The 5,389-nt window shown below is 49.0% G+C and carries 3 protein-coding genes and 2 CRISPR repeat arrays; all 3 genes read left to right on the top strand.

Annotated features, from left to right (window positions below; all coding sequences use genetic code 11):
• Window positions 1–414: 414 nt before the first annotated feature.
• Window positions 415–1,837: a CRISPR direct-repeat array (repeat unit 32 nt; unit sequence GTCGCACCTCACGTAGGTGCGTGAATTGAAAT).
• Window positions 1,838–1,948: 111 nt separating this feature from the next.
• The 3 genes from ACGG90_RS15245 to ACGG90_RS15235 all read left to right on the top strand — a co-directional run bounded on the left by ACGG90_RS15245 (window position 1,949) and on the right by ACGG90_RS15235 (window position 4,694).
• Window positions 1,949–2,575, top strand: a complete 627-nt coding sequence (locus ACGG90_RS15245) for a DUF6431 domain-containing protein (RefSeq protein ID WP_390410691.1) — start codon at window positions 1,949–1,951, stop codon at window positions 2,573–2,575.
• Between the two features lie 82 nt (window positions 2,576–2,657).
• On the top strand, window positions 2,658–3,890 hold the full coding sequence (locus tag ACGG90_RS15240; RefSeq protein ID WP_274259444.1) for a DDE-type integrase/transposase/recombinase: 1,233 nt from the start codon (window positions 2,658–2,660) through the stop codon (window positions 3,888–3,890).
• A gap of 3 nt (window positions 3,891–3,893) precedes the next feature.
• Window positions 3,894–4,694: an ExeA family protein gene (locus ACGG90_RS15235; RefSeq protein ID WP_390410689.1), complete on the top strand. Its 801-nt coding sequence runs from the start codon at window positions 3,894–3,896 to the stop codon at window positions 4,692–4,694.
• A gap of 205 nt (window positions 4,695–4,899) precedes the next feature.
• A CRISPR array of direct repeats spans window positions 4,900–5,195; the repeat unit is 32 nt; unit sequence GTCGCACCTCACGTAGGTGCGTGAATTGAAAT.
• Window positions 5,196–5,389 lie beyond the last annotated feature (194 nt).

Below are 5,389 nucleotides of genomic sequence, written 5' to 3'. Positions count from 1 at the left end.
CAGAATCGTCGTTGGTCTGGTAACTTGAGGCACTGATTGGCAAGTTGCCTAAAGTTGATACGATGAAGAAACTCTTGGAACAAAACGAGCCCGGCATCATTTGAAAGTTGACCGCCGTCGGCGGTCAGAGTCACATTGGTATTGCATTGCAGGGATAAGCTGGTTAAAGTTGAGATGGTGTGAAGCCTCGCTTTCGTGATGGTTTTCGTTGACTCAACCTTAGCATATAGGCGCACCCAATGGGTGAAACACCAAAGCAGCGCAGTCCCGTGTGAATCGTGGGATTGCGCTGCTTTTTTGAAATTCTATGAATAATCCAGGTGGATTATGTTCTGATTTGCCTACAGGTATTAGTAAATGCCTTTATTAATTCTGCATGTAGTAGCGTTAGCCGCATTTTTACTATATTTTGCGGTCGCACCTCACGTAGGTGCGTGAATTGAAATTGCTGAATCTGGGCGTCTTTACTTGCCATGTCATTGTCGCACCTCACGTAGGTGCGTGAATTGAAATCATATTGCCTATGCCGATAGCAGTGATGGTAACAGTCGCACCTCACGTAGGTGCGTGAATTGAAATCATTTGTAAATCCTCCTTGTTTTCCTGCAACTGGTCGCACCTCACGTAGGTGCGTGAATTGAAATAGTCATGTCTTGGCTATATTTTACGTTGGCCACATGTCGCACCTCACGTAGGTGCGTGAATTGAAATACGTCAGTAACCGCACCAAGATCAGCAGCAGCACTGTCGCACCTCACGTAGGTGCGTGAATTGAAATAGTGTTAAGGCGAACGACGTGCCGGTTGCTGTTGTCGCACCTCACGTAGGTGCGTGAATTGAAATGACAAAGTGTGGGGTCCAAGCGGATACGATGATTGTCGCACCTCACGTAGGTGCGTGAATTGAAATTTGGCGCCGGGTTAGTAATTGCTGCTGCCGCAATCGTCGCACCTCACGTAGGTGCGTGAATTGAAATACTGGTACAGGAGTAAAGACTGATGAGATTGACAGTCGCACCTCACGTAGGTGCGTGAATTGAAATACAGACGTTGAGAATAATGAATATCAGGCACAGTGTCGCACCTCACGTAGGTGCGTGAATTGAAATATTGGCGGCAAGAATATCGTTATCAATTACAAGGTCGCACCTCACGTAGGTGCGTGAATTGAAATAGAGATGAGCAAAGACCTAGGCGGATTCGTTCAGGTCGCACCTCACGTAGGTGCGTGAATTGAAATCGTATATAGAAATTAGACTGTCGCCTTTTTCTACTTGTCGCACCTCACGTAGGTGCGTGAATTGAAATACCTCCTCTCGCAGCTCTAAGCGACGGCGACGGTTAGTCGCACCTCACGTAGGTGCGTGAATTGAAATACGATTTCGTCATCATCCACAACGTGTTGACTCGTCGCACCTCACGTAGGTGCGTGAATTGAAATATCGAGTTCAAGGAAGACGGTCCTTATCTGAACGGTCGCACCTCACGTAGGTGCGTGAATTGAAATAACATCCAATCAACTATGCGGTGCATGCGTTACTGTCGCACCTCACGTAGGTGCGTGAATTGAAATACTGCTGGGACGTCAGCAACTACCACGACTTCAGTCGCACCTCACGTAGGTGCGTGAATTGAAATACGTTACTACGATCCAGAATTGAAAGAACAGCTTGTCGCACCTCACGTAGGTGCGTGAATTGAAATCAGTGCGCGCATACGTGACTGCCGAAGTTTACAACGTCGCACCTCACGTAGGTGCGTGAATTGAAATGATAGTGATGTGATATTCCGTAAACGGCCAGACTTGTCGCACCTCACGTAGGTGCGTGAATTGAAATCAGAAACAAGGCTGTCGACACGCACTTTATACCAACCCGATTTCAAGCAAAAGCGGCAAATAATTCCAGACACGGGCAGCCGGCCCGCCGGAATTATTTGCCGCTCTTTATATGCACATTAATCCAGCAATTGAGGATACAAAAAGAGGAGCCCCTCCCGTATACTGTTTAACGACCAAGAAAAACAGACAAAAGGAAACTCCATACTTGAATCATACAGGACAAACACGAAAAAGCAAAGTAACCAAATCCCTTCAGCAACAGTACGATCAGTTCGTGCTTGATATTCTCACGGATATCGCCTGCCCACATTGTCAAAACTCGTCTGGCTTGACTCAGCATGGCCGGTATCGCCGCCATTTATACTATGTTGGTGGCTTTCGAGGCATTATTGAAGTTATGCGACTACGTTGTCACGCCTGCACGAAAACCTTTGTACTTCTGCCACCTAGCATTGTGCCGTACAAGCGCTACGTGCTTGCCTCGATTCTTCAGGCTGTACATGCGGCAGCGGCCAAGTCTGTTTACTATGCCGAGTATAGCCTTGATCTTTCTGCCAGGCTGATTCGCAGATGGTGTGCGCACTATAGTCAGTGGCACAAAATGCTCTGTCAGACTCACGACATTAGTCTGCGTAAGGAGGCGAAAGTCGCCGCGATCGCATATTCACAGCTGCGCCCGAGTCGGCGGCTAATGCAAGTTATTTCAGCTTGGACCCCAGCGTTCCACGCGCTTTAAGCCTTTCACATAGTTTGCCATTATCGGCAATGTCTTCTGCGTGTATTCTATCAACATCTTTAGAACAATGAGGTGTAACTTGATGAACGCAGAACAACTTGAAGACATTGCTTTATTTCGGTATGAGCTGATTCAGCCGCTCATTGCGGAATCGTTCCCTGATCATACAAAACAAGAATACATGAAACGGATTGCCGCAACCGAGATGGTCTTGCCTAACGGTAAGCGAGGGACAGTTGGTGTCGGAACTTTGAAAGAATGGGCAGCGAATTATCGCAAGTTCGGCTTAAAAGGATTGAAACCTAAGCGCCGGAACGATGCGGGTAACAACCGTCGCCTGAACGATGAACAAAAAGCAGAAATAATTCGGCTTAAAACCCAAAGCCCGAATCGGCCAGCCACAGTAATTCGTAAACGGATGATCATGACTGGCTTCTTTGCCCAAGGGGTTCCTTCCGAGAGCACATTTCAGCGTTATCTGGCGCAGGTCACTCCCGAGCTTCAGCGGTCTCAAAACGAGGACATGCGGGCGTTTGAAATGAGCCATGTCAACGAGCTGTGGCAGATCGACACCACCCATGGTCCCTTTATCCTGGCTGGCGGCCGCAAGCGGAAGGTTTATATCGTTGGCATTATCGATGACGCCTCGCGATATCTGGTTGGCTGGGGTATGTTCTTCGAAGACAATGCCGTAAATGTCCAGACGACTCTCAAGCAAGCCATCGCCACCTACGGGCGGCCGCGGCAACTTTACGCCGACAACGGTAAGCCATACGTGAACAAGCAGCTTGCCCTAATCTGCGCTGAATTGGGGATCGGCATGCGCCACGCTGCGGTCTATCACGGTAACCAGAAAGGTAAGATTGAGCGCTGGTTTGGCGTTATGAAGCAGCAGTGGATGGCGGACATCAACTATGAGGAGTACCAGTCATTAGAAGCCCTGCGGGCCGAGTTCGCCAAGTATGTTCGTGATCGCAATAATCAGATCAATCGCAACCTTGGAGAGCATGTCACACCAATGGACCGGTTTTGTGAGGAACCAGAGGCAATCCATAAAGTACCCAAGGTGGCGCTGGAGCGAGCATTCTTACACCGTGAAACTCGCAAGGTCGCTAACGATGGCACGATTAGTCTGAATAAGCAGCAATATGAGACTGGTCGAGCAACAATTGGGGCAACAGTCACAGTCCGCTATCAGCCGGACTTATCGAAAGTGTACATCGAGTGGGAGGAAGCACTCGTGGAAGTGCGGCCGGTGGATAAGCTGGAAAACGCCCACGTCAAGCGGCAGCAAGTGCGATTGGCGGAGGGCTAACAGATGGACTTCACGATGTTTTACGGGATGAGTCATAACCCGTTCGATAAGACCGCACCGAAGGTGGTCGAGACAATCGACTTTAAGGAAATGAATGTACGCCTCAAGTATCTGACAAACGTACTGGGCATCGGCCTGATTACTGGCCGACCTGGTGCAGGCAAGACAGTAATTCTTCGGGAGTACGCGCAGCGTCTCAATCCTAATCAATACCGGGTAAGCTATTTACCCCTGAGCACCGTTAGCGTAAGTGACTTCTATAACCAGCTTGCTGTTTCACTGGGCATTGAACCGGCGTTTCGTAAGTCTGCCAAGTTTCGTCAGATTCAAGAGCGAATTAGCGAGCTCCACGACGTGGAACACATCACGCCGGTGTTTATTTTGGACGAGGCCCAGTATCTGAGTGGCTTGATCTACAACGAGCTAGTCCTTTTGACAAACTTCGGCATGGATGCCGAGAACAAATGCTTAATCATTTTAGCTGGCTTACCTCAGCTTACCCAGTTATTACAACGGCCACAGTTTGAAGCCTTCAGGCAGCGGATCACGATCAAGTATCAAGTAGTCGGCATGGAATACGCGGAGAGCCAACAGTACGTGAAGGAAAAGTTCAGTTCAGCTGGCGTGCTGGATGACATCATTACCGACGAAGCATTGAAGAACATGTTTACCAACTCAGGCGGGAGTATTCGCCGTCTAGATCAAATGATCACGAAAAGCTTGATTATTGGGGCGCAACAAGAAAAACGCCTTATCGACAACGAAGTCGTCTACCAGGCAAACGCCGAGGTGGCGCTGGGATAGCAAGTAATGGGTCGGCAGAAGCCGGCCTATTTCAATACTCCAAACCGACGGAGGGAATAATTTGCCGGATCACCAAGTTAAAAATCAAAAACGTCACATTAGTCCGGCGAAACAGAGTTGTTTCAGGCCGAAATAATGTGACGAATGGATGCCGGAATAGCGTGCCGCGCGACACAAGGCTATCGATCGTTCCCCGTTGTAACCGGTCGCACCTCACGTAGGTGCGTGAATTGAAATATTAAAACGACAATGGACAAGTTGAAGGAGGTAGCGTCGCACCTCACGTAGGTGCGTGAATTGAAATTCGCCAAAGACCGAACCGCGAAGGGCTTGTTAAGGTCGCACCTCACGTAGGTGCGTGAATTGAAATCCCGTATGCCGTGTCGTTAAGCATATTTTCCAGGTCGCACCTCACGTAGGTGCGTGAATTGAAATTCTGATGGCGATTTCACCATGATTGCGAGTGATGGTCGCACCTCACGTAGGTGCGTGAATTGAACCTGGATTATTCACCTCGGTATTGGGGACATGAAATCGCATCTGGCCGGTCTGAAAGCAACGTTTGGATCGTTGCGAATACTGACTGAGCGGAGAAGTTGGTGATCGATGCACCACGAACAGACCGACCCAGTTTTCGGCTCGACGCACGACCTATTCAGTTATTCAGTTCAGGTCGCCAACTGATGGACTTCGTC

This window comes from Lacticaseibacillus jixiensis (assembly GCF_042847315.1).
In the GTDB taxonomy this organism is placed as follows: domain Bacteria; phylum Bacillota; class Bacilli; order Lactobacillales; family Lactobacillaceae; genus Lacticaseibacillus; species Lacticaseibacillus jixiensis.
Note: the sequence above shows the minus strand (reverse complement) of the source record. Positions and strands in the feature narration are given on the sequence as shown.

Coding starts and splice junctions, on each gene's coding strand:
- ACGG90_RS15245 (WP_390410691.1), top strand. CDS start 1,949: ATGCACATTAATCCAGCAATTGAGGATACAAAAAGAGGAGCCCCTCCC.
- ACGG90_RS15235 (WP_390410689.1), top strand. CDS start 3,894: ATGGACTTCACGATGTTTTACGGGATGAGTCATAACCCGTTCGATAAG.
- ACGG90_RS15240 (WP_274259444.1), top strand. CDS start 2,658: ATGAACGCAGAACAACTTGAAGACATTGCTTTATTTCGGTATGAGCTG.